Raw genomic sequence first — 24,080 nt, forward strand, 5'->3', positions numbered from 1 at the left:
AGTTCTCCACAGACTGCCTGGAGGCCCGGTGCGGGCCCGCCCCGCTCCTCCAGGATCGAAGCAACGAAGGGAATCCAATGGCTCAGCCCACATGGGAACTGTCCGGCTTCGGCGACGAGATCGACGCGGACCCCGCGGTGCAGGTCGCGGTGCTGCAAGCCCTCGGCGCCAGTGCGATCGAGGTCCGCAGTGCCTGGGGCGTCAACGTCGTCGACCTCGACGACGACCAGCTCGCCGGCCTGCACCGCCTGTTCGACGAGCGCGGCCAGACCGTGTCCGCCATCGCGTCGCCGATCGGCAAGGTCTCCGTCGACGAACCCGTCGAGCACGAGACCGAGCGCCTCGGCCGGGCGATCCGCGCCGCGCACGCCCTCGGCACCACCAACATCCGGATCTTCTCCTTCTACTTCGAAGGCCGCACTCCGGAGTCCGTCCGCGACGACGTGCTGGTCCGGATGCGGGCACTCGCCGAGCTGGCGTCGCGCGAGGGCGTGACCCTGCTGCACGAGAACGAGAAGGACATCTACGGCGACGTGCCCTCGCGGGTGCTCGACATCGTCGAGAGCGTCGGGTCGCAGTCACTGCGGCTCGCGTGGGACAACGCCAACTACGTGCAGTGCGGCGTCCGGCCCTTCACCGACGGGTGGGCCCAGCTCGCGCCGTACGTCGACTACCTGCAGGTGAAGGACGCCCTCGCCGCCGATTCGTCCGTCGTCCCCGCTGGCGAGGGCGACGGTGAGCTCCTGCTCACGCTCACGGCGCTGCGTGACGCCGGGTACTCCGGGTACGCCTCGCTCGAACCCCACCTCAGCGACTTCACCTCCCTCGGCGGGTTCTCCGGTCCCGCCGCGTTCGGCCGTGCCGGACGAGCCCTCCGGACCCTCACCGACCAGATCGGAGTGACCCTGCGATGACCGCAGCCACCACAGCACCCCTCAAGCTCGCCGTCGTCGGCGCCGGTGTGATCGGCCGTCACCACGCCCGCGTCGCACTCGCGAACGACGGCCTCGACGTCGTCGCCCTCGTCGACGCGATCCCCGAAGCCGCCACCAGCGCCGCCGACGAGATCGAGGCGTCGGGCGCCCCCCGCCCGCTCACCACCGCCACCATCGAAGAGGCGATCGCCCAGACCGACATCGACGTCGTCGCGATCTGCTCGCCGTCGGGCATGCACGTCGCGCTGGCCGAGGCCGCGCTCGCCGCGGGCAAGCACGTCGTCATCGAGAAGCCGCTCGACACCACCATGCCCCGCGCCCGGCAGATCGCCGCGCTCGCCCAGGCGGCCCGCCAGCGGGGGTTGATCGTCAGCGTGATCAGCCAGCACCGGTTCGACCCGGCGTCGGTCGCGGTGGCCCAGGCCGCGCACGGCGGCGGGTTCGGGCGGGTCACCTCGGGTGTCGCGAGCGTCGCCTGGTACCGCTCGCAGGGGTACTACGACTCCGGTGACTGGCGCGGCACCTGGGAGCTCGACGGCGGTGGCGCGGTGATGAACCAGGGCGTGCACACCGTCGACCTGCTCGTGTGGACGCTCGGTCGTCCGGTCGAGATCTCGGCCCAGGTCGGGCTGCTCGCCCACGAGCGCATCGAGGTCGAGGACACCGCGGTCGCCACCGTGCGCTTCGACAACGGGGCCCTCGGGGTGATCCACTGCACCACGGCCGCGTACCCGGGCCTCAGCGCCCGGTACGCGATCTACGGCACGCAGGGCTCGGCCGTCGTCGACGACGACAAGCTCGGTTACTTCCACGTCGCGCCCGACGCCGCCGCCCTGGCCGCGGCGGCCGCGAGCGCGAACACCACTGCCGTGGCCGACCCGGTCGACCAGAAGGCCGACGTCGTCCCCGCCGAGCACGTCGTCGGAGGGCCGCCGGAACCCGACCACTTCCTCGCGGGGCACGGTCGCCAGTACAGCGACATCGTGGACGCGATCCGCACCGGGCGTGAGCCCGGCGTGACCGTCGACGCCGCGCTGGTCTCGCTCGCGACGGTGCGCGGGCTCTACGTCAGCGCGACGCTCGGACAGCCCGTGCTGATCGACGACGTGATCGACGGCAAGTACGACGACGTCGTGCCCGTCGTCGCCACCGCGACCGAAGGAGTCACCCGATGAAGTTCTCCGTGTTCACCGCGTCCACCCCCGACTGGACCCCGTCGCAGGCGGCAGCGACGCTCGCGGCCCAGGGCTGGGACGGCATCGAGTGGCGGGTCGTCGACGACCGCCCGGCCGACGGCACCACGGTGCCGGCAGAGCGCGCCTTCTGGGCGGGCAACCGGTCGACCTGGCAGTTCACGGGGATCCAGGACCAGGTCGGCGAGATCGCGCGGATCACCGACGACGCCGGCTTGGCGTACTCGGGCATCGGCGGCTACCAGCAGGCGTCGAACCGCGACGGCGTCGAGACCATGCTGCGCGTCACCAGCGAGCTCGGCGCCCGGCAGGTCCGCGTCAGCATGCCGGTCTACCGGCAGGAGCGGGAGCGCACCGGTGAGTCCTACCCGCAGCTCTTCGACCGAACCCGTGCCGACCTCGAGTGGGCGGTGGCCCGTGCGACCGAACTCGGCGTGAAGGCCCTCGTCGAGCTGCACCACATGACGATCACCCCGTCGGCCTCGGCCGCGCTCCGGCTCGTCGACGGGCTCGACCCGGAGCACGTGGGCGTCATCCACGACCTCGGCAACCTGGTGATCGAGGGACGCGAAGACCACCTGGCCGCGTTCGAGCTGCTCGGGCCGTACCTGGCGCACGTGCACGTGAAGAACGCCCGGTGGGTCGACACCGGCGACACCCGGGCCGACGGCAGCAGCGTCTGGCAGCACGAGTGGGCGCCGCTCCGCTCCGGCCAGGCATCGGTGGCCGAGTACTTCGACGACCTCCGCGCGTTCGGGTACGACGGCTGGGTCACCATCGAGGACTTCTCCACGGACCTGCCGCTCGAAGCGCGCACCGCCGACAACCTGGCGTTCCTGCGGTCGCTCGTGCCGGTGTCGGCATGACCGATCGCCGCTCCGGCGTCGTGCACCTCGGGGTGGGGGCGTTCGCGCGCGCCCACCTCGCCTGGTACACCCAGCACGCGACGGGCGATCCGTGGGGCATCACGGCGTTCACCGGGCGCTCCCCGGACATGGCCGACGCGCTCACGGCGCAGGGCTGCCGGTACACGCTGGTGACCCGGGCAGCGGACGGCGACACCGCCCAGGTGATCGACGCCGTCGTCGCGGCGCACCCGGGCAGCGACGTCGACGCCTTCGCCCGAGCACTCGCCTCGCCGCACACGACCATCGTCACGCTCACCGTCACCGAGCAGGGGTACCGGTCGGGGTCCGACGTCCCCGCGCGTCTGGTCGCCGGACTCGACGCGCGGCGCCGGGCTGGCGCGGGGCGGATCGCCCTGGTCAGCCTCGACAACCTGACCCACAACGGCGAGGTCCTCCGTCGGGCCGTGCTCGACGCCACGACCGACGACGACCTCCGCGCGTGGATCGAGGCGACCGTCGTGTTCCCGAGCTCGATGGTCGACCGGATCACCCCGGCGACCACGGCCGACGACGTCGCCGGACTGGGCGAGCTCCCCGGCGCGCTGCCGCAGGACCGCGTCCCCGTCGTCACCGAACCCTTCGCCGAGTGGGTGCTGCAGGACGTGTTCGACGGCATCGACCGTCCGGCGTGGGAGACGGCGGGCGTCCGCCTGGTCGACGACGTCACGCCGTACGAGCAGCGGAAGCTCTGGCTGCTCAACGGATCCCACTCGCTGCTGGCCTACCTCGGACTGCTGCTCGGGCACGAGACCGTGGCGCAGGCGATGGCTGACGACGTGTGCCGCAGCGCGGTCGAGCAGCTCTGGGACGAAGCCGCCGTCGAGCTCCCGCTGCCGGCGACCGAGATCGCCGAGGCCCGCGCCGCGCTCGTCGACCGCTTCGCCAACCCCCGCATCCGGCACACCCTGGCGCAGATCGCCTCGAGCGGCTCGCAGAAGCTGCCGGTCCGCGTGGTCGACGTGCTGCGGCACCGCCTCGGCCGCGACCCTGCGGCCGGCGTCGGCCCCGGAGCCGCGACCCTGATCGCCGCGTGGTGGCTGCACCAGACCGAGCAACCCGGGCTCGTGAACGACCCCGGCGCACCCGGTGCAGGCTCGGACGTGCACGACGTCCTCGGCGTGATCGCCCCCGACCTCGACACCACCCCCGTGGTCGCGGCCGTCACCGCCGCCGCCGACCGCATCCGCGCAGCCCGCGCTCGCTCGTCCGAAGGAGTACCAGCATGACCGACACCGGCACGACCAACCCCGCCGCGCCCGTCCCCGGCGCCGTCGACGACCGCGCTGCCGACACGACCTCGGGCCGTCCCGACACGTGGCCGTCCGCCGACCGCGGGCAACTGATCGACAAGGCCGAGGTCATCGTGACGAGCCCGGACCGCAACTTCGTGACGCTGAAGGTGACCACGGCCGACGGGGTCACCGGTCTCGGCGACGCGACCCTGAACGGCCGCGAACTGGGCGTCGCGTCGTACCTGTCGGAGCACGTCGTCCCGCTGCTGATCGGTCGCGACGCCAGCCGGATCGAGGACGCCTGGCAGTTCCTCTACCGCTCGTCGTACTGGCGTCGCGGCCCGGTCACGATGGCCGCGATCGCCGCCGTGGACATGGCGCTCTGGGACATCAAGGCGAAGGTCGCCGGGATGCCCCTGTACCAGCTGCTCGGCGGTGCGTCACGCACGGGGCTGATGGCCTACGGACACGCCTCCGGCAAGGAGCTGCCCGAGCTCTTCGACTCGATCCGTGCGCACCAGGAAGAGGGCTACCGCTCCATCCGCGTGCAGACGGGCGTGCCCGGGCTCGAGTCCATCTACGGCATTGCGTCGAACGCGACGACCGAGGGCAACAGCGGCGTCCGCTACGACTTCGAGCCGGCGCAGCGCGGTGCCTTCCCGGCGATGGAGGACTGGGACACCCGCGCGTACCTCCGGCACGTACCCACCGTGTTCGAAGCCGTCCGCAACGAGTTCGGCCCCGAGCTGCCCCTGCTGCACGACGGCCACCACCGGATGACCCCGCTGCAGGCCGCGAAGCTCGGCAAGTCGCTCGAGCCGTACGACCTGTTCTGGCTCGAGGACTGCACCCCGGCCGAGAACCAAGAGGCGCTCAAGCTCGTCCGGCAGCACACCACGACACCCCTGGCGATCGGCGAGGTCTTCAACACGATCTGGGACTTCAAGGACATCATCCGCGACCAGCTCATCGACTACGTCCGCGGTGCCGTCACGCACATGGGTGGCGTGACCCCGCTCAAGAAGACGATGGACTACGCGGCGATGTACCAGATCAAGTCCGGGTTCCACGGGCCGACCGACATCTCGCCGGTCGGGCTCGCGGCGCAGATGCACCTCGGGATGGCGATCCACAACTTCGGCATCCAGGAGTACATGCAGCACGGCGACCGCACCAACCAGGTCTTCCAGCAGACCTTCACGTTCACCGACGGCTACCTGCACCCGGGCGACGAGCCCGGGCTCGGGGTCTCGCTCGACGTCGACGAAGCGGGGAAGTACCCGTACGAACAGGCATACCTGCCGTTCAACCGCCTGGCCGACGGCACCGTCCACGACTGGTGACCCGGCGCGGGTAGCCTCGGCGACCGTGGACATCGACGCGCTCGCCGAGGCCGCCCGCGACCTGCTGCTCGTCGCGCCCGCGGACTTCGTCGCCGAGCGCACCGCCCGGCAACGAGCAGCCCGGCAGGACGACCGCGACCTCGCGACGGCCATCGGGAAGCTCCGGAAGCCAGCTCCGGCGGCATGGGTCGTCGACCTGCTCGCCCACGACGGAGCACTGGACGAGGCTGTCGACCTGGGTCCGACGATCCGCGACGCCCAGGCGAGCGCCGACCCGCAGCAGATCGCCGTGCTCCGCCGACAGCGCTCCGGCGTCGTGGCCGCGCTGGCCCAGGCGGGCGCCGACCTCGCCTCCGATGCCGGCCACGCCGCCGCCCCGGCCGTGCTCGACCAGGTCCGCGCCACCATCGAGGCCGCGATGGCCGATCCGCACGCGGGCGCCGCGGTGCGGTCCGGGCTCCTGGTCCGACCGCTCGAGAGCGCGGGGTTCGACGACGTCGACCTCGACGGTGCGCTCGCCGTGCCGGACGCGGTCCCGGATGCCTGGTCCGGCAGCGGGGCCGACCCCATCCCGATCACCAGCGCGCGACGAACGACCAAGCCGAGCCGAGCCTCCAGGCCGGAACCGGAACCGGAACCGGAACCGGAACCGGATCCGGAACCGGCCCGCGACACCGCGGCGGACCGCCGCGCAGCACGCCAGGCCGAGACGGCCGCGCGCGCCGAGTCCCGCGACGCCGATGCCGCGCTGGACCGAGCCGAGACGGAACTCGACGCCGCCGAACAGCGTCGCGCCCAGCTCCAGCGCGATCTCGACGCAGCGACTGCCGAGGTCGCACGCCTCGAACTCGCCCGCGACGACGCCGAGGCCGCCAGCGACCGGGCGCGGGACCTCCTCGCCGCCGCCCGACAGCACCGCCGCGACCTCGGACGCTGACGGACCTGCGCTCGTGGACGATCCTGTCCACTTGTCGCATGGTGAGCGGAGGCGTACCGTGCAGCCACCCGACCCGAGGGGTGCTCATGCGAGTCACCGTCGTCCGCATCACCGTCACCGTCCTCACCGCGCTCAGCGTGGGGGTGGTCCCCCTGGCCGTCGCGCCCGTCGCCGCAGCGTCGGTCGGGTCGTCGATCCGCGCCGCGACGTCCGAGTCGCTGATCGCCGCGCCGAACGGGCCGGGCCTCCGGGCCCCGAACCGTTGCGCCACGACGTCTCCGGGACTGGTCCCGGCCACCCTGTACGGCGGGGTCTCCACGCTGTCGGCCGGGTACTGGTTCGAGGAGTGCCGCTTCGGGGACTCCGTGTTCCTGCGGAACCTGACCCCGTCGGTGTGGACGATCGACCTGCTCCGGTCCGGTGCCCTCGACCCGCGGCCGACCCCGTCGGCCGTCGTCGCACGGTACGAGCTGTTCCACAGCCAGTACCCGCCGGTGACCCTCTGGGACGAGACGATCGCGCCGGGGGAGACGCTCGTCTTCAGCGATGTCGACCAGTTCGTGCTCACCCACGACCTGGACGCGACCGCCGCCTGGCTGACGTCGCGAGCGACCACGAAGTGGATGCGCGACGTGGCGGAGATCGATCTCGGCAAGCAGGTGCTCCTCGCGGCGGCCGGCCGTCGGGGGACCGCGGGGGCAGCGCTCGCGGACTGCTTCGGAGCCGTCGAGACCGTCACGGACGAGTGGACGTCGCTGAGCAGTGACGAGGTCCTCAGCCGGATCACCGCAGCGGTCTCCATCGGCATGGAGTCGCGGACGTGCGTCCGTGCGCTCGAGGCCTTCCACGCGAACCCGACGATCACCCGCGCAGCGGAGTCGGAGAGCACGTCGATCCTCCACACGGTTGCGTCCTCGGTCGGCAAGACGTCGGCGGTGTCTGCCCTCGAGCGGTTCGGTCCGGCGCTCCGGGCCTTCCTCGCCGCGCGGTGAACCGTCCCGTCACACACTGAGCCGTCCCGTCACACACCGAGCCGTCCTCATCACCTCGGATGAAAAGGCCGGGGGCGGCTCGGTGACCCGGCCGGCGTCCCCCTACGCTCAGCCGCATGCTCCTCTTCCTCCGCCGCCGTGGACGCCACCTGGTCGCTCCCGTCGCCGGCGCCGTCTTCCTGGCGCTCTGGATCGTCGCCGAGGCCGGCCGGTCCGGACTCGCCGACCACGTCATCGTCGTCTCGGCCTTCGCGGTCGCGATCGGACTGTCGAACTGGATGCCCTCGACCGCCCTCGGACTCGTCGTCGTGGTTCCGCTCCTGCAGGCGCTCCGGCTGCTGCACCGCCCGACCGACACGACGTGGCCCGAGTACCTGGCCATCGTGATCGTCGTCGGCATCGTCGGTGCCGGACGGTCGGACCTGCTCCGGTGGCTCGCGGTCCCGGTCCTCGCGGTCGCCAGCGCTGCGGCAGCGTGGGCCATGGTCGTGCCGACGGCGGCGGACCCGGACGTCTGGGGTCTGTGGGTCGGATCGTCGTCGGGCACCCGGAGCGACCTCGTCTTCATCGCACTGGCGATCGCCGGCGCGAGCGGCATCGGGTGGGCGGTCGGCGTCGCGTTCGGGGCGTCGTGGCGGATCGGTCTCGCGAGGGTGCGGGTGGTCGAGGCCGAGCGGGAGACCGAGGTGACGACCGTGGAGCTGCAGGCCGAGCAGGAGCGTGCCAGGATCGCCCGGGACGTGCACGACTCCCTCGCGCACTCGCTCGCCGTGGTCGTGTCGCAGGCCCAGGGCGCCGCGGCCATCGCGGCCCGTGACGAGCACGCGGCGCAGGCGCTCCAGGACATCGCCGAGGTGAGTCGTGCCGCCCTCGGTGACGTCCGGGCGCTGGTGGAGCGCATCCAGGGCGCCGGTGACGAGGCGCGTCACGGTCTCGACGACGTGCCGCCGCTGGTCGAGGACATGCGGGAGCTCGGGATGTCTGCCATGTCCGAGTCCCACGGCACCCCGTCCGCGGTGGCCCCGGCGGTCGGGGCGGCGGTGCACCGCATCGTCCAGGAGAGCCTGACGAACGTCCTCAAGCACCAGGGGCGCACCGCCGTCGTCCGGGTGGTCCTCGACTGGCGCGGTCCGGGTCTCGGCCTGGTGGTGACGTCGAACGGCGAGGCACCGCTCGTCGAGCTCGACGGCCCCGGTTCGGGGATCGCTGGGATGCAGGAGCGTGCGCGCCTGGCCGGAGGGTGGCTGCGCGCCGGCACCGGTGACGAGGACCACGACTTCGTCGTGACGGCGTGGCTGCCGACCGTCGACGTCCCGGCCCCGACTCCGGTGCCGACGCTCGAGGTGGCACGGTGATCCGGGTCGCCGTCGTCGACGACCAGCGGCTCTTCGCCTCCGGGATGCAGATGCTCGTCGACGCCCAGGACGACATGACCTGCGTCGGGACGGCTGCCGACGGCCTCGAGGCCCTCGACCTCTGCGCAGCCGAGCACCCCGACGTGCTCCTGCTCGACCTCCGGATGCCCGTGCTCAACGGCATCGAGACCCTCGGACGCCTCGCCGCTGTCGACGGCGACCGCCCCCGTGTGGTCGCACTGACCACCATCCGCCGCGACGACGCCGTGCTCGCCGCCCTCCGCGCCGGAGCTGCCGCGTTCCTGACGAAGGACGCGCTGCCGGACGTCGTGACGGCCACCATCCGCGACGTCCACGAGGGCCGCCCCGCGCCGACCGAGGCCGAGGCGCTCGAGCTGCTCCGCGCGCAGGGCACCCCGGCCGAGACGAGCCGACGCGACGAGATTCTCGACGCGCTGACCGCCCGCGAGCGCGAGGTGTTCCTCCTCGTCGCGAAGGGCCTCAGCAACGCCGAGATCGCCGCGAGCGTGTTCCTCAGCGAGGCCACCGTGAAGAGCCATGTCCGCTCCGTGCTGATGAAGCTCGGCCTCCGGAACCGGATCCAGGTCGTCATCACCGCACACGAACGCGGCCTCGTCCGCGCCTAGGGGGAACCATGCAGATCACCAGTCGCGCCACGAAGACCGGCACGCTCGCCCTGGTCGTCATCGGCCTCGCCGCGAGCGTCGTGCACGGCCTGCCCGAGCCCGTCGACGTCGCCGTCTTGCCGACGACCGAGCGGGACCCGGCAGCCTGGACGATGCCGCTCGACGGCTACGTCCAGCCGGGCGGCCGGAAGGACACCTACGCGACGAACCTCGTCATCCAGCCGTGCCTGCGCGATGCCGGGATCGACTTCCCGGTGCCGTGGGCGACGACCGCCGGGCTCGACGCGGTCTCCGACCAGGACGAGACACCGGAGCGTGGCAACACCTCACCCGCCCTCTCCTGGAGCACACCGCTCGACGCCGAGACGGCTCGGACACGCGGTTACCACGGCCCGTCGACGGTCGGAGCCAACGAGGACGGCATGAAGGCGTGGGGTGAGGACCCGAAGCGGAACGCGGCGTTCGCGAACGCCTCCGAGCGGGAGACGACCCGGTGCTTCCGGCAGGGCTCCCGCACGCTCGGCACCGACGATGGAAGTGGCGCCGTGCAGAGCGCCTCGATCGTGGCGAAGCGCTTGACGTACCTCGCCGCAACGGCCGCCCGCGAGGACGACGCCGTCGTCGCAGCAGCCGCGAAGTGGCACGCGTGCATGGCGCCGGCCGGGCTCCCCGACCTGCCGGCGACGCCGAACGGGATGCCCTCGCGGTCGATCCGCTCGGACTACGGCACGACCATCTCCACGACGCCCGTGCAGGACGGCGAGGTCGCCATCGCGAAGCGGGACGTCGCGTGCCAGGCGTCGTCCGGCTACCGGAGGGCGCTGTATGACGCCGAGTGGGACCGCCTCCGGCACGTCACGGCGAGCGACGCGTCCGTGCTCCACGGGGCGCCGGCGGACCAACTGGCGGTGGACCGTCGACTCGACGCGACGATCCGTCGCCTCGCCCCGGCGGCGCCGGCCGACGTGGACTGACCGACGGACCGAAAGACCGACGGACCAACGGACCGACGGACCGACCGTCCGACCGACGTCGGATCGTTACACAACAGTTGTCGTTCTTGACGACGAGCGTTGGAGCGGTCTAATCTCGGGCACCATGCTTCGGGCCGGCGATGGTCCGCCGGGGACCGGATCCGCACAGCAGCATCGGGCCGCCCCGGGACCATGACCCGCATCATCGCCGACGACCCCCGCCGCCCGCAGCCACAGCGCAGGCACGGAGGCCGGTGCGCGGCGCACCCCGGAGAACAGCCGCGATGCAGGGTCGAGCACTCCGGGGGCCCACCAGGAGAGACGCATGTCGAACCGATCCGTCACCGCCCCACCCCTGCACGACCCCGCCGCACGAGGACCAGCCGCGGCACCACGACCGGGCCTCCTCGCCCGACTCGGCATCCCGCACCCACTGCGCTGGGGCTTCCTGGGCGTCCTCATCTTCATGACCGGCGACGGCATCGAGTCGAACTTCATCGCCCCGCACATCGCGGGAGCCCTCGGCACGGGCGGCACCGACAGTGCCGCGATGGTCATCGGCCTGTACGGCGTCGCGGTCCTGGTGGCCTCGTACTTCGCCGGGGTGCTGTCCGAGCTCTGGGGCCCGCGTCGGGTCATGACGATCGGCGCGGTGCTCTGGGTCGTGTTCCAGGTCACGTTCCTGGCGGCGCTGCCCACCGGGTCCGTCGGACTCATCGCGCTGACGTACTTCCTGCGCGGACTCGGGTTCCCGCTGTTCGCGTTCTCGTTCCTGTGCTGGGTGAACCACACCGTCGCCCGCGAGCGGAACGCCACCGCCGTCGGCTGGTTCTACGTCGTGTTCACCGGCGGCCTGCCCACGCTCGGCTCCCTCATCGCGATCGGCAGCATCCCCGCGTTCGGCGGTGGTGCCACCGGGGAGACCGGGTCGATGGCGCTGTCGCTGCTCTTCGTCGCGGTCGGCTGGGCCGTCGTCCGGTTCGGGGTCCACGAGCGCACGGGTCTCGGCCGGATCGCCCCGCGTGAGCACTCCGCCGCCCGGGTCATCGCCAGCGGCATCGAGGTCTGCATCTCGCGCCCCAAGGTCCTGCTGGCCGTCGTCATCCGCCTCGTGAACACCGCGCCGGAGTTCGGCATGTTCGTGATCATGCCCGCGGTCATCGGCACCGAGCTCGGCTGGGGACAGTCGAAGTGGCTCACGATGACCGTCATCGTGTACGCCGGCAACATCCTGTTCAACGCCGTCTTCGGCGCGATCGGTGACCGCATCGGCTGGATCCGCACGGTCAAGTGGTTCGGGATCGCCGCATCGGGCGTCGGCCTGCTGGCCTGGTGGTACGTGCCGCACCTGGTACCCGCCGGGTCCGAGTGGGGGTTCTGGCTGGCGACGGCCGCGGGGACGGTCTTCGGCATCATGCTCGCGGGCTTCACACCGATGGGCGCGATCGTCCCGGCGTTCGCGGGGGAGGACCGCCGCGGCGCGGCCATGGCGATGTACGCGACGGCCGCCGGTGGCGCGACCTTCCTCGGCAACGCGGTCGTCAGCGCGGTGCTGCCGTGGGGCGGCGCCGCAGGCGTCGTCTGGACGTTCGTCGTGCTCTACGCGCTCGCGTTCGTGGTGCTCAGCTTCCTCAGGGTGCCCGCGCAGGCCGAGGCCGCCGGCCACTGACCGCCACCACCTGACGGACGGGAGGCACGGGGCCGGCCGGCACCGTGCCTCCCGTCCGTCGTGGGTCCGGTCCACCACCGTGGCCGACACGCCCGGGTGGGTGCTGGTAGAGTTGTGGACGACTTCGGCGAGGGCCGCGTACGCGCGGCCGTGATCGACGCGGCGGATGACCCGGCAAGCTCTGGGAACGTTCCTCACGCGTGCACGCGTTCGAGTTGCAACACCACAGACCCCCCACGATGCCGGCACCCCGGTGTCGTTCCCCAGACCAGGAGGCACCCATGGCCGACTACACCAAGCTCGCAGCGGAAGTCCGCACCAAGTTCGGCAAGGGCGCTGCCCGCAAGCTCCGCGCTGCCGACAAGATCCCCGCCGTCATCTACGGTCACGGCACCGAGCCGAAGCACGTCAGCCTGCCGGGCCACGAGACCATGCTGCTCGTCCGTACCGCCAACGCGGTCGTCGACCTCGACATCGACGGCACGGCGCAGCTCGCCCTCGTCAAGGACGTCCAGCGCGACCCGGTGCGCCAGATCATCGAGCACATCGACCTCGTCGTCCTGCGTCGTGGCGAGAAGGTCACGGTCGACGTCCCCGTCGTCGTCGAGGGCGAGTCCTTCTCCGGCACGATCCACGTGCAGGACCTCAACACCGTGTCCCTGCTGGTGCTCGCCACCGACATCCCCGAGCACGTCGTGGTCGACGTCGAGGGCCTCGAGGACGGCAAGCAGATCCACGCCTCCGAGCTCACGCTGCCCGAGGGCGCCGAGCTCGAGACCGACCCCGAGGCGCTCGTCGTCGCGATCGTCACCCCGCGTGGCACCGCTGACGACGAAGCCGCCGACGAGGCCTCCGCCGAGGCCGGCGCCGAAGCCGGTGCCGAGGGCGGCTCCGCGCCGGTCGACGAGTCCGAGTAACACCCGTTCGGGACATCTGGTCGACGCTGATGACGACGTCCGCATGACGGAACGACTGCTCGTCGTGGTCGGGCTCGGGAACCCCGGGCCCGACTACGCGGGGAACCGTCACAACGTCGGCCAGATGGTCCTCGACGAACTCGCCGCCCGGATGGGTGCGACGTTCAAGAAGCACAAGACCCCGAACACCGTCGCCGAGGGGCGTCTCGTCCCCGGTGGTCCCCGGCTCGTGCTCGCCAGACCGGGGTCGTTCATGAACACCTCGGGCGGCCCCGTCTCGAGCGTGCTCGGGTTCTACAGCGCCACACCGGCCGACCTCGTCGTCGTGCACGACGAGCTGGACCTGCCGTTCGACACCGTCCGACTCAAGGGCAACGGCGGACACGGCGGGCACAACGGGCTGCGCGACATCATCAAGGCCACCGGCACGAACGAGTTCGCCCGGGTGCGCGTCGGCATCGGCCGCCCGCCCGGACGCCAGGACCCGGCCGACTACGTCCTGCGCGACTTCTCGCCCACCGAGAAGAAGACGCTGCCGAACCTGCTGGCGGACGCCGCCGACGCGGTCGAGGCGATCGCCGACCTCGGCCTGCTCGCGGCCCAGCAGCGCGTCCACGCGCCGTCCTGACGCACTGCGGTCGCTGTCGGTCGTCGCCGGTACCATGTCCTGAGTGACGATCTCGGGCATCATCCCTGCGCTCTCGCGCGCCTCCGCGTTCGATCGCGTCCTGCGCGCCGCTCCTCGTGACGCCGACTTCTCGGTGGTCGACGGCCTCCGCGTGCCGCTCCTGGCGGCGCTCATGGCCGAGCGCAAGGGCCCGCAGTGCGTCCTCGTGATCACCGCCACGGGGCGCGAGGCCGAGGCCGTCCGAGGTGCCCTGTCGAGCTACCTGCCCGACACCCAGGTGCTCGAGTTCCCGGCGTGGGAGACCCTGCCCCACGAGCGACTGTCGCCCAGTGCGCAGACCGTCGGCACCAGGATCGCCACGCTGCGCGCCCTGCAGCGGTGGCAGGACACCGACGCTGCCGATCGCGCCACCACCGTCGTCGTGGCGAGTGTCCGTGCCGCGCTGCAGCCCATCGCCGACAACCTGACCGAGCTCGCACCGGTCGTGCTGCGCACCGCGTCGCGCGGCAACGACCTCTCCAGCATCGCGGCGCAGCTCGTCGACCTGGCGTACGCCCGCGTCGACCTGGTGACCCGCCGGGGCGAGTTCGCCGTCCGCGGTGGCATCCTCGACGTCTTCCCGCCCACGGCCGACCACCCGGTGCGCGTCGACTTCTTCGGTGACGAGATCGACGGCATCAAGGCGTTCTCCGTCGCCGACCAGCGCTCCACCGACGACGACCTCGGTTCGGTCGAGCTCACGGCCTCACGCGAGCTCCTGCTCAGCGAGGACGTCCGCCAGCGCGCCCGCGAGATGCTGCACGAGTTCCCGAACCTGTCCCAGATGCTCGCCAAGGTCGCCGAGGGCATCCCGGTCGAGGGCATGGAGTCCCTCGCGCCGGCACTGGTCCGCAAGCTGGTGCCGATGACGACGTACCTGCCGAGCGACGCGACCATCGCTGTCTTCTCACCCGAGCGGGTCAGTGGCCGTGCGCACAGCCTGGCTGAGACGAACCAGGAGTTCCTGCAGGCCGCGTGGAGCGCCGCCGTCGCCGGTGCCCAGGCGCCGATCGACCTCGACGCGGGCAACTTCCTGACGGTGCCGCAGCTCCGTGCCACCCGCGGCGACCGCACCTGGTGGACGATCTCGCCGTTCGACAGCGGGGCGGACGAACCCCTGAGCGACGCGGATGCCGCCACCGAGGCGGGGGAGTACGTCCGCGTCCGGGCCGATGCGGTCCCGAGCTTCGCCGGCAGTGCCGACGGGGCGGTCGCACACGTCAAGGCGCTGACCGACGACGGCTGGGCGGTGGTCGTCACCGCCCAGGGGCAGGGGCTCGTCGAGCGCGCCGTGCAGGTCCTCGCCGATGCCGGGGTCGCCGCCCGGGCCGAGGCCGTCACCGCACCGCCGCAGCCCGGCGTCGCGATCGTCACGACGGCGTCGGTCGAGCACGGCTTCTCGATCCCCGACCCCCGCATCGCGGTGCTGAGCGAGGCCGAGTTCTACGGCCGCACGGCGCAGCAGGGCGCCCGCACGGTCAAGAAGCTCGCCAGCCGGCGCAAGAACGTCGTCGACCCGCTGCAGCTCAAGCCGGGCGACGTGGTCGTGCACGCCACGCACGGCATCGGCAAGTTCGTCGAGCTCGTCTCGCGCGAGGTCTCGAGCGGCGGGCGCAACGCGGTCAAGACGCAGCGCGAGTACCTGGTGCTCGAGTACGCACCGTCGAAGCGCGGCTACCCGGGCGACAAGCTCTTCGTCCCGACCGACCAGCTCGACCAGCTCTCCCGCTACGTCGGCGGCGAGTCCCCGAGCCTGTCGAAGATGGGTGGCAGCGACTGGTCCGCGGCGAAGAGCAAGGCGCGCAAGGCCGTCCGCGACATCGCCGTCGACCTCGTCAAGCTCTACTCGGCGCGCATGGCGTCGAAGGGCCACGCGTTCGGTCCGGACACCCCGTGGCAGCGCGAGCTCGAAGAGGCGTTCCCGTTCGCCGAGACCGCCGACCAGCTCACCACCATCGACGAGATCAAGCGCGACATGGAGCGCCCGATCCCGATGGACCGGCTGCTCTCCGGCGACGTCGGCTACGGCAAGACCGAGGTCGCGATCCGCGCTGCCTTCAAGGCCGTGCAGGACGGCAAGCAGGTCGCCATGCTCGTCCCGACCACGCTGCTGGTCCGGCAGCACATGGAGACCTTCGCCGAGCGCTTCGCCGGGTTCCCCGTGCACCTCCGCGCGCTCAGCCGGTTCCAGACGGACAAGGAGTCCAAGGAGACCCTCGCGGGCCTGGCCGACGGCACCGTCGACATCGTCATCGGCACGCACCGGATCCTGTCCCAGGGCGTGCAGTTCAAGGACGTCGGTCTGGTCATCATCGACGAAGAGCAACGCTTCGGCGTCGAGCACAAGGACCAGCTCAAGAAGCTCAAGACCAACGTCGACGTCCTGGCGATGTCCGCGACGCCGATCCCGCGCTCGCTCGAGATGGCGGTGACGGGCATCCGTGAGATGTCCACCCTGGCGACCCCGCCCGAGGACCGCCACCCCATCCTGACCTTCGTCGGCCCGCAGTCCGACCTGCAGGTCGGCGCGGCGATCCGGCGCGAGATGCTCCGCGAGGGCCAGGTGTTCTACGTGCACAACCGCGTCAAGGACATCCAGTCGGTCGCCGCGCACCTGGCCGAGATCGTGCCGGACGCCCGCATCGCCGTCGCGCACGGGCAGATGTCCGAGCAGACGCTCGAACAGGTCATGGTCGACTTCTGGGAGCGCCGCTTCGACGTGCTCGTCTCGACGACCATCATCGAGACCGGGCTCGACATCGCGAACGCGAACACGCTCATCATCGACCGGGCGGACAAGTACGGGCTGTCGCAGCTGCACCAGCTCCGTGGTCGCGTCGGTCGAGGGCGCGAGCGCGGCTACGCGTACTTCCTGTACGACGCCGACAAGCCCCTGTCCGAGACCGCCCAGGACCGCCTCGAGACCATCGCGGCGAACAACGAGCTCGGCGCGGGCATGCAGGTCGCGATGAAGGACCTCGAGATCCGTGGCGCGGGCAACCTGCTCGGCGGCGAACAGTCCGGGCACATCGCGGGGGTCGGGTTCGACCTGTACCTCCGCATGATCGGCGAGGCCGTGTCGCAGTTCCGCGGGGACGTCGCCGAGGGGCAGACCGAACTGCGCCTCGAGATCCCCGTCGACGCGCACATCCCCGAGGACTACGTCGAGTCCGAGCGCCTGCGACTCGAGGCGTACCAGAAGCTCTCGGCGGCATCGGCCCCGACCGCGCAGTCCGACGCGATCGACCTGGTGCTCGACGAGCTGACCGACCGGTACGGCACGCCGCCACAGCCCGTGCAGACCCTGGTCGAGGTGTCCCGACTCCGTCGCATGGCGCAGCAGGTCGGCCTGTCCGACGTGGTCGTCATGGGCTCGAACCTGCGGGTCGCGGGCAAGGAGCTCGCCGACTCGTCCCAGGTCCGGCTCAAGCGGATGTTCCCCGGCGCCAGGTGGTTCCCCCAGCAGAACGCGTCGAGCATCCCGATGCCGCGTCCGCACGACCAGGCCCTGCCCGACGACGCCCTGATCCAGTGGGTCGAGAGCATCCTGACGGCCGTGTACGGCGCGACCACGCCGGCAGCGGCGGCGACGGCCCCGTAGTCCGCAGCTGACGGACGGGAGGCCCGGTGCCAGCTGGCACCGGGCCTCCCGTCGGCAGGTGGGGTCGCGTCCGCTTCGTTGCGACGATCCCGATGTCGTACGACAGCGACGCTGTCGCTCTGCTGGCTGGCTGCCGCTCGCGCGACGATCCCGATGTCGTACGACAGCGACGTTGTCGCTCCGCCGGGCGACAGCCGTGCCCGGCGACGATCCCGATGTCGTACGACAGCGACGTTGTCGCTCGGCTGGCGGCTGCCGCTCGCGCGACGATCCCGATGTCGTACGACAGCGGGGTTGTCGCTCTGCCGGGCGGCTGCCGCTCGCGCGACGATCCCGATGTCGTACGACAGCGACGTTGTCGCTCCGCCGGGCGACAGCCGTGCCCGGCGACGATCTACTCGGTCGCCTCGGCCTCGGAGAGTTCGCGCCGCGCACGGTGGTGCCGCGCCTTGAGACTGACCACGATCGCCGAGGCGACCATCGCGATGCCGGAGCCGATCAGCACGGCCAGGACCCCCTCGTCGACGATCTCGGCGTTGCCCGCGAAGGCCAGTTCGTTCATCAGCAGGGACACGGTGAACCCGATGCCGCCGAGCACCCCGACGGTGACGATCGACCAGAACGACAGCGACGGACGCCCAGGCCCCCGGAACACCCGCGTCGCGACGGCGCCGAACAGCGTGATCCCGATGACCTTGCCGACGGGGAGGGCCAGGACGACGGCCCAGAACGTGGGGGAGAGCTCGCCGATGCCGACGGCGGGGATGACCACCGCTGCGGACGCGAACGCGAAGACCGGCAGCACGATCGCGTTCGACCACGGCTCGACCCGCTCGTGCAGGGTGTGTCCCGGACGTCGCGGCAGCACGAGCCCGAGGGCGACCCCGGCGATCGTCGCGTGGACGCCCGAGTGGTACACGAGCCACCACGTCACGACGCCGAGCACGACCATGCCGGCGATGAGCCAGCCCTGCCCCGATCGACCCGGGCGGAGCATCCGGCCGAGCAGCCAGAACAGCACGAGCAGGACCGCCGCGCCACCGAGCGCGAGGAAGTCGGTGTCGTGCGCGAACACCACCGCGATGATGACGATCGCGATGAGGTCGTCGAGCACCGCGAGTGCCAGCAGGAACACCCGCAGCGTGGAGGGGAGCCCGCGGCCGAACATCGCCAGCACCCCGAGCGCGAACGCGATGTCCGTCGCCGTCGGGATCGGCCACCCGTGCGTGTACTGCGTGCCCGCGGTGACAGCGAGGTAGATGCCGGCGGGTACGACGACACCACCGACCGCGGCGATGGCCGGCACGATCGCCGTCTTGGGGTTCGAGAGCTCGCCCGCCACGAGCTCGTGCTTGAGCTCGATCGCGACGAGCAGGAAGAACACCGCGAGCAGCCCGTCGCTGATCCAGTGCGCAACGGACAGGTCAAGACCGACAGCACCCCACGGCGCGTGCAGGTCGAGGACGTGTTCGAGTCCGGGGCCGATCGGCGTGTTCGCCAGGACGAGGCCGAGGACCGCCGCTGCGAGGAGGGCGATCGCGCTGAAGCGCGGGGAACGGATTGCTGCGAGCATGGAACTCCGTGAGGGTACGGGAAACGGTCCGTCGACCAGACTTCCCGACACGCCTCGGTCATCGTATCCGATACTGATGCGATGACCGTCTCGGACCTGACCGCCGTCGTGGACCGCCTGCTCGACCCGGACGGCGGGTGCGTCTGGAACCGCGAGCAGACCCATGCCTCGCTCGCGCGCTACGCCGTCGAGGAGTCCTACGAACTCGTCGACGCGATCGAGGACGGGGACGTCGAGGACGTCCGCGAGGAACTCGGTGACGTGCTCTACCAGGTCGTGCTCCACGCCGGGATCGCCGCCCGTGCGGGGGAGTTCGACCTCGACGACGTCGTCGAGTCCGCCCGCGAGAAGATGGTCCGCCGCCACCCTCACGTCTTCGGCGACGAGCGCGCGGACACCGTCGAGGACGTGGTGCGCGTGTGGCGGGCGGCGAAGGCAGCCGAGAAGTCCGCGCGCACGAGCGTGTTCGACGGAGTCCCGAGGGCGATGCCCCCGATGGAGCGTGCGGTCAAGCTGCTGGAACGACTGGAGGAGCGGGGCGACGCCGACGAAGCCGTCGCCGCCGTCGTGGGGCCGGATGGGGCTGACGCCGACTGGGGCTCGGAGATGCTCGGAGCGATCGCGGCGGCGCGGCGGTCCGGGATCGATCCGGTGGAGAGCCTGCGGGCTGCGGTTCGTCGGCTCGAGGTGGAGGGACGCGCGGGTGACTGAGCGGATGTGGCAGCGAGCGCTGGGGCGGGAAGTGCGGGCGTCCTCCTAACCCGAAAAAGGAGGACGCCCGCGAGCGGGGCCGTCGGTGCAACCAGGGATTGTGCACCGACGGGGATCCCGCTCGAACCGCGGGGCACTCTGCAGCACGGTGCCCTCGCGAACGACACGGCGAGTGGATCAGGCACTCGCCATGCCGAGGTTCTGCATCCACAATATCAGTGGGTCGGTCGGCACGCAACTCGTGGGCCGATCTGACAGGATTGGCCCATGGCAACGACCGTGACGGCACCCCGTGGCATGCGTGACTTCCTCCCCGCGGACAAGGCGCGGCGCGAGCACGTCCTCGGTGTCGTCCGCGACGTGTACGCCCGACACGGGTTCGACGAGATCGAGACCCCCGTGGTCGAGGACGCCGCACGACTGCACTCGGGCCTCGGCGGTGACAACGAGAAGCTCGCATTCGGGGTCATGCGCCGCGGCCTCACGGTGGACGACCTGCGAACTGCGGCTGCGCCACTCGACCTCGCCGACCTCGGACTCCGCTTCGACCTGACCGTGCCGCTCGCCCGCTTCTACGCCTCGCACCGAGCCGAGCTGCCCTCGGTCTTCCGTTCGGTGCAGATCGCCCCCGTGTGGCGTGCCGAACGTCCGCAGAAGGGGCGCTACCGGCAGTTCGTGCAGTGCGACATCGACGTCCTCGGCGAGCCGGGGCAGCTCGCCGAGGTCGAACTCATCCAGGCGACGACGGCCGCGCTCGACGCGCTCGGGGTCACCGGGACGTCGATCCGGATCAACGACCGCCGGGTCCTGCTCGCGCTGTTGGCGTCGTGGGGCATCACCGACTCGGCAGCGGCCGACCGCGCGCTCATCACGGTGGACAAGCTCGACAAGATCGGGGCGTCCGGGGTCGCCGCCGAGCTCCGCGCTGACCTGGGGGCGACGCTCCCCGGACTTGAGGACACGATCGGTGCACTCGAGTCCGCCGACTGGGACAGCGTCGCGGGCGCGGACTGGCTCGACGTCGAGGCCTTCGACGACCTCGTCCACCTGCGCGACGCGCTGCCCGGCATCGACCTGCGCTTCGACCCGACGCTCGTGCGAGGGATGGGCTACTACACGGGGACGATCTTCGAGGTGGCGCACCCGGACTTCGCCTACAGCCTGGGTGGCGGCGGGCGCTACGACGGCATGATCGGCCGGTTCCTGGGGCAGGACGTCCCGGCCGTGGGGTTCTCCCTCGGGTTCGAGCGGCTCGTCGACCTGGTCACCCTGCCGGAGACGACGACCTCGGACGCCGTGGTGCTCGTGTACGACCGCGACGTCGACCCGGTGCGTCTGGCGGCGCTCAAGAGCGAGGCGCTCGCGCAGCACCAGCGCGTGCGACTCGAGCGGCGGACCAAGAACATGAAGAACCTGCTCGCCGGGCTGGCGGCACAGGGCTTCGGTGCCTTCGCCGTCGTGCAGCCCGACACCGAGTCGCTCGAGGGTGTGGAGTTCCGTCCGCTCGACTGAGTTCTCCACAGTCGTCACCCGGTGCAGCGAAACCGTTCACCGCGCGTCGGTAGGATCGTCCCGCAAGCACCACAACCGCAACGTGTAGGGAGTACCCCGTGGCCGTGATCGATGCCGTAGGAGCACGCGAAGTCCTCGATTCCCGAGGCAACCCGACGGTCGAGGTCGAGGTCCTCCTCGACGACGGCGTCGTCTCGCGCGCGCTCGTCCCGTCCGGTGCCTCCACCGGCGCCTTCGAGGCGTACGAGCTCCGTGACGGGGACAAGGCCCGCTACGGCGGCAAGGGCGTCCTCAAGGCGGTGGAAGCCGTGCTCGACGAGATCGGCCCGGCGCTCGAGGGCTTCGACGCCACCGACCAGCGCCTCGTCGACGCCGCGCTCATCGAGCTCGACGGCACCGAGAACAAGTCGCGCCTCGGTGCGAACGCGATCCTCGGCGCGTCGCTCGCCGTCGCCCGTGCCGCCGCCGACTCGGCCGACCTGCCGCTGTTCCGCTACCTCGGTGGCCCGAACGCGCACACGCTGCCCGTGCCGCTGATGAACGTCGTCAACGGTGGCGCGCACGCCGACACCAACGTCGACATCCAGGAGTTCTTCCTCGTGCCCTACGGCGCCGAGTCCTTCTCCGAGGCGCTCCGCTGGGGTGTCGAGACCTACCACGCCCTCAAGGGCGAGCTGAAGAAGCAGGGGCTGGCGACCGGCCTGGGCGACGAGGGCGGCTTCGCCCCCGAGCTCGCGTCGAACCGCGCCGCGCTCGACTTCCTGCTCTCCGCCATCGAGAAGGCCGGCTTCACCCCGGGCAAGGACATCGCGCTCGGGCTCGACGTCGCCTCCACCGAGTTCTTCGCCGACGGCAAGTACGCGTTCGAGGGCAAGCAGCTCTCGTCGCAGGAGTTCACCCAGTACTTCGTCGACCTGGCTCGCGACTACCCGCTCGCCACGATCGAGGACCCCCTCGCCGAGGACGACTGGGAAGGCTGGACGCACCTGACGAGCGAGCTGGGCGACAAGCTGCAGATCGTCGGCGACGACCTCTTCGTCACCAACCCCAAGCGCCTGCAGCGGGGCATCGACGACAAGGCCGGCAACTCGATCCTCGTCAAGGTGAACCAGATCGGCACGCTGACCGAGACCCTCGATGCGGTGTCGCTCGCACAGCGTCACGGCATGACCGCGATCCTGTCGCACCGATCGGGTGAGACCGAGGACACCACCATCGCGGACATCGCGGTGGCGGTCGACGGCGGTCAGATCAAGACCGGTGCTCCCGCCCGGTCCGACCGTGTCGCGAAGTACAACCAGCTCCTCCGCATCGAGGAAGAGCTCGGCGACGCCGCGGTCTACGCCGGCCGCACCGCCTTCCCGCGGTCCGCGTCGCTCTGGTCGTAGTCGAACCAGTCGGAGCGATCCCCGGAACGCCGTCCTCCTCTGGAGGGCGGCGTTCCGTCGCGTGCGCCGGGCTCCGTGCCTCTGGCCATCCCCTCTGGCCATCCCCTTCGGCCGGAGTCGCTGGCCATCCCCTCCGGCCGGAGTCGCTCGAAACGCCGCCCGCCGCGTGTCGAGGTCGCATGGAGCGTCGCTCCGACGCGCGGCACGCGACGCGTCGTGCGACGTCGACCGACTCCTTGCGGCGTGTTGCGCGACCACGGGGCGGTCTGGGCGGTGCGTGGCGGAGGGTTGCCGCGCCTCCCGGCCGCACCGCTCGCTGAGAGGGTGCGGAACACGCGCGCGGCGCAGCGAACGGCCGCGTCGGCCGGGTTATCGTCGAACCGTGCCGAACCAGAAGCCCCGCGTCCGCCGCGTGCCCGTGGCAATGCCCGAGGGCGCCACGGCGGAGCAGCCGTGGTACCGCACCATCCGGTTCTCCGGCTTCAGCCTGATCATGCTCGCGATCATCGTGCTGTTCGTCGTGGTGTTGGCGCCGTCGCTCCGGACGCTCATCCAGCAGCAGGAGCAGATCGCACAGAAGCAGCACGAGGTCGCCGCGCAGAAGTCCGACGTCGCGCAGAAGAAGAAGGACGTCGCACGCTGGGACGACCCCGCCTACATCGAGGCCCAGGCGCGTGACCGGCTGCTCTACGTGTACCCGGGCGAGCAGAGCTTCCTGGTGATGGGTGACGGCGAGAGCGCGGGGACCGGTGACACGAAGCCGACCACCGACTCGGGGACGCCGGTCAGCGCGACGGTGCAGACACCCAAGGTCGACTGGGTGCAGGCGATGATGTCCTCGGTCCTGCAGTCGGGGCTGTCGAAGGAGACCGCGCAGGAGCTCGTCGCTCCCGAGGTCTCGGGTACGGGCAGCACCGGCAAGTAGCCGCGGTGCGCGGGGGCCGTCATCTCCGGTAGCCTCTTGTCCCCGTGACGACCCCTCCGTTCGACCCGCCGTCCGACCACGACGTGCAGGTGGTCTCCGCACAGCTCGGCCGCCCTGCCCGCGACGTCGTCGGCATCGCGGCACGCTGCGTCTGCGGCAACCCCACGGTCGTCGCGACGAAGCCGCGGCTGGGCAACGGCACCCCGTTCCCGACGCTGTACTACCTGTGCCACCCGGCTGCCACCGCTGCCGTCAGCACGCTCGAGGCGACGGGCGTCATGCCCGAACTCGCCGAGCTGCTCGAGGACCCCGACATGGCCGATCGCTACCGCGCGGCCCACGAGTCCTACCTCGCCGACCGCGAGTCGATCGAGCACGTCGACGAGATCGACGGCATCAGCGCGGGCGGCATGCCCGTCCGCGTGAAGTGCCTGCACGCCCTCGTCGGCCACACCCTCGCTGCCGGACCCGGCGTGAACCCCATCGGCGACCTGGCGCTCGCCCGCGCCTCGTGGTCGCCCGACCGGTGCGAATGCCGGGCGTATGATGGGCTCGCAGACGCTGGAGTCGGGGCGGGTGGCGGCGAAGTCTGACCAGCCGC

General features: G+C 71.4%; 20 protein-coding genes. 19 read left to right on the top strand and 1 reads right to left on the bottom strand.

Annotated features, from left to right (window positions below; genetic code table 11):
- Positions 1-77: 77 nt before the first annotated feature.
- The 14 genes from DEJ13_RS04090 (at position 78) to mfd (ending at position 17,370) form a co-directional block, all read left to right on the top strand.
- The gene (locus DEJ13_RS04090) at positions 78-914 is read left to right on the top strand and encodes a sugar phosphate isomerase/epimerase family protein (RefSeq protein WP_111106915.1); all 837 of its coding nucleotides are present in this window, start codon (positions 78-80) and stop codon (positions 912-914) included.
- Positions 911-2,110, top strand: coding sequence for a Gfo/Idh/MocA family oxidoreductase (locus DEJ13_RS04095; RefSeq protein ID WP_111106916.1), 1,200 nt, complete (start codon positions 911-913; stop codon positions 2,108-2,110). Before DEJ13_RS04090 ends, DEJ13_RS04095 begins: the two co-directional genes overlap by 4 nt.
- A complete protein-coding gene (locus DEJ13_RS04100) occupies positions 2,107-2,994 on the top strand; it encodes a sugar phosphate isomerase/epimerase family protein (protein WP_111106917.1) in 888 nt (295 codons plus the stop codon). The genes DEJ13_RS04095 and DEJ13_RS04100 overlap by 4 nt, the downstream gene beginning before the upstream one ends.
- The gene (locus DEJ13_RS04105; protein WP_111106918.1) at positions 2,991-4,262 is read left to right on the top strand and encodes a mannitol dehydrogenase family protein; all 1,272 of its coding nucleotides are present in this window, start codon (positions 2,991-2,993) and stop codon (positions 4,260-4,262) included. The genes DEJ13_RS04100 and DEJ13_RS04105 overlap by 4 nt, the downstream gene beginning before the upstream one ends.
- Positions 4,259-5,611 carry a D-mannonate dehydratase ManD gene (gene manD, locus DEJ13_RS04110; RefSeq protein WP_258374099.1) on the top strand — a complete coding sequence of 451 codons (1,353 nt, stop codon included), beginning with the start codon at positions 4,259-4,261 and terminating at the stop codon, positions 5,609-5,611. The genes DEJ13_RS04105 and manD overlap by 4 nt, the downstream gene beginning before the upstream one ends.
- A 25-nt stretch (positions 5,612-5,636) precedes the next feature.
- A complete protein-coding gene (locus DEJ13_RS04115; RefSeq protein WP_111106919.1) occupies positions 5,637-6,548 on the top strand; it encodes a hypothetical protein in 912 nt (303 codons plus the stop codon).
- 86 nt (positions 6,549-6,634) lie between these two features.
- Positions 6,635-7,540, top strand: a complete 906-nt coding sequence (locus DEJ13_RS04120) for a hypothetical protein (RefSeq protein WP_146245241.1) — start codon at positions 6,635-6,637, stop codon at positions 7,538-7,540.
- A 116-nt stretch (positions 7,541-7,656) separates the two neighbouring features.
- Positions 7,657-8,895: a sensor histidine kinase gene (locus DEJ13_RS04125; protein WP_111106921.1), complete on the top strand. Its 1,239-nt coding sequence runs from the start codon at positions 7,657-7,659 to the stop codon at positions 8,893-8,895.
- Positions 8,892-9,542: a response regulator transcription factor gene (locus DEJ13_RS04130; RefSeq protein WP_111106955.1), complete on the top strand. Its 651-nt coding sequence runs from the start codon at positions 8,892-8,894 to the stop codon at positions 9,540-9,542. The genes DEJ13_RS04125 and DEJ13_RS04130 overlap by 4 nt, the downstream gene beginning before the upstream one ends.
- Positions 9,543-9,550: 8 nt before the next feature.
- Positions 9,551-10,516, top strand: a complete 966-nt coding sequence (locus tag DEJ13_RS04135) for a hypothetical protein (protein ID WP_111106922.1) — start codon at positions 9,551-9,553, stop codon at positions 10,514-10,516.
- Positions 10,517-10,841: 325 nt separating this feature from the next.
- Positions 10,842-12,185 carry an RbtT/DalT/CsbX family MFS transporter gene (locus DEJ13_RS04140; protein ID WP_111106923.1) on the top strand — a complete coding sequence of 448 codons (1,344 nt, stop codon included), beginning with the start codon at positions 10,842-10,844 and terminating at the stop codon, positions 12,183-12,185.
- 281 nt (positions 12,186-12,466) lie between these two features.
- On the top strand, positions 12,467-13,102 hold the full coding sequence (locus DEJ13_RS04145) for a 50S ribosomal protein L25/general stress protein Ctc (RefSeq protein ID WP_056122434.1): 636 nt from the start codon (positions 12,467-12,469) through the stop codon (positions 13,100-13,102).
- A gap of 43 nt (positions 13,103-13,145) precedes the next feature.
- On the top strand, positions 13,146-13,730 hold the full coding sequence (gene pth, locus DEJ13_RS04150) for an aminoacyl-tRNA hydrolase (protein ID WP_111106924.1): 585 nt from the start codon (positions 13,146-13,148) through the stop codon (positions 13,728-13,730).
- A 43-nt stretch (positions 13,731-13,773) separates the two neighbouring features.
- Complete coding sequence (gene mfd / locus DEJ13_RS04155; RefSeq protein ID WP_111106925.1) at positions 13,774-17,370, top strand: transcription-repair coupling factor; 3,597 nt, start codon at positions 13,774-13,776, stop codon at positions 17,368-17,370.
- Between the two features lie 394 nt (positions 17,371-17,764).
- Here the strand turns inward: mfd and nhaA are convergent, their stop codons facing one another.
- The gene (gene nhaA, locus DEJ13_RS04160) at positions 17,765-18,943 is read right to left on the bottom strand and encodes a Na+/H+ antiporter NhaA (RefSeq protein ID WP_111106926.1); all 1,179 of its coding nucleotides are present in this window, start codon (positions 18,941-18,943) and stop codon (positions 17,765-17,767) included.
- 81 nt (positions 18,944-19,024) lie between these two features.
- Between nhaA and DEJ13_RS04165 the strand changes: the two genes are divergently transcribed.
- The 5 genes from DEJ13_RS04165 (at position 19,025) to DEJ13_RS04185 (ending at position 24,072) form a co-directional block, all read left to right on the top strand.
- On the top strand, positions 19,025-19,654 hold the full coding sequence (locus tag DEJ13_RS04165) for a MazG family protein (RefSeq protein WP_111106927.1): 630 nt from the start codon (positions 19,025-19,027) through the stop codon (positions 19,652-19,654).
- A gap of 267 nt (positions 19,655-19,921) precedes the next feature.
- Positions 19,922-21,166 carry a histidine--tRNA ligase gene (gene hisS / locus DEJ13_RS04170; protein ID WP_111106928.1) on the top strand — a complete coding sequence of 415 codons (1,245 nt, stop codon included), beginning with the start codon at positions 19,922-19,924 and terminating at the stop codon, positions 21,164-21,166.
- Between the two features lie 98 nt (positions 21,167-21,264).
- Positions 21,265-22,554, top strand: a complete 1,290-nt coding sequence (gene eno, locus DEJ13_RS04175; protein ID WP_056122420.1) for a phosphopyruvate hydratase — start codon at positions 21,265-21,267, stop codon at positions 22,552-22,554.
- 382 nt (positions 22,555-22,936) lie between these two features.
- On the top strand, positions 22,937-23,479 hold the full coding sequence (locus DEJ13_RS04180) for an FtsB family cell division protein (protein ID WP_181437030.1): 543 nt from the start codon (positions 22,937-22,939) through the stop codon (positions 23,477-23,479).
- A 44-nt stretch (positions 23,480-23,523) separates the two neighbouring features.
- Complete coding sequence (locus tag DEJ13_RS04185; RefSeq protein WP_056122415.1) at positions 23,524-24,072, top strand: DUF501 domain-containing protein; 549 nt, start codon at positions 23,524-23,526, stop codon at positions 24,070-24,072.
- The last annotated feature ends 8 nt before the right edge of the window (positions 24,073-24,080 follow it).

It is taken from the genome of Curtobacterium sp. MCLR17_007 (genome assembly GCF_003234655.2).
In the GTDB taxonomy this organism is placed as follows: domain Bacteria; phylum Actinomycetota; class Actinomycetes; order Actinomycetales; family Microbacteriaceae; genus Curtobacterium.